Genomic DNA, 654 nt, shown 5'->3' with positions numbered 1-654 from the left:
GCGCCCGGGCTGTCGTACGCGGATCTGGCCGTGGCGGTGCTCGACGAGATCGAGACGCCGAGCCGGCACCGCACGCGTGTGTCGGTGTTCGTTCCGCGCGATGGATCGCGGAGGGCGTAGGAGACAGGCTCGCACCAGGAGGGAATGCATCTCGTATGGCACCGTTCGCAACTGCCCTGCCCCGCAGTGGACTTCTGGTCGTTCAACCGCTGAGGAAGCGGCACTGCGCCGAGTGTCGTCGGGGGCCCTTGCCGTTGCTGGTCGTCGAGGGCGGTGTGCCGCGGTGTCTCGACTGCGTGGATCTCGGGCATCTGGTGTTCCTGCCGCGCGGCGACACCGCGCTGACGCGCAGGGCGCGGGAGGAGAGCGCGCTGTCGGCGGTGGTCGTGCGCTTCAACCGGCGCCGGAGCCGGTACGAGCGGCAGGGCGTCCTCGTCGAGGAGGCCGGGCTCGCCCGGGCCGAGCGGCGGTGCCTCGCGGACGCGGAGGCACGTCGGCGCCGACGGGCCCGGGACGCGGGGCGGCGGGCCGCGGCGGACGTGCGGTTCGCGGAGGCGTTCGCGGCGGAGATACGACGCCTGTTCCCCGGCTGCCCCGAGGCCCGGGCCCGGGACGTCGCCGCGCATGCCTCGGCGCGGGGCAGCGGGCGGGTGG

1 protein-coding gene is annotated in these 654 nt (G+C 74.8%); it reads left to right on the top strand.

From position 1 onward, the window contains the following. Nucleotides 1-155: 155 nt before the first annotated feature. On the top strand, nucleotides 156-654 hold a 499-nt coding region (locus JHN63_RS51765; RefSeq protein WP_200692041.1), incomplete at its 3' end, for a DUF2293 domain-containing protein.

Origin of the sequence: Streptomyces sp. MBT65, from assembly GCF_016612545.1 — a bacterium.
In the GTDB taxonomy this organism is placed as follows: domain Bacteria; phylum Actinomycetota; class Actinomycetes; order Streptomycetales; family Streptomycetaceae; genus Streptomyces.
Note: the sequence above shows the minus strand (reverse complement) of the source record. Positions and strands in the feature narration are given on the sequence as shown.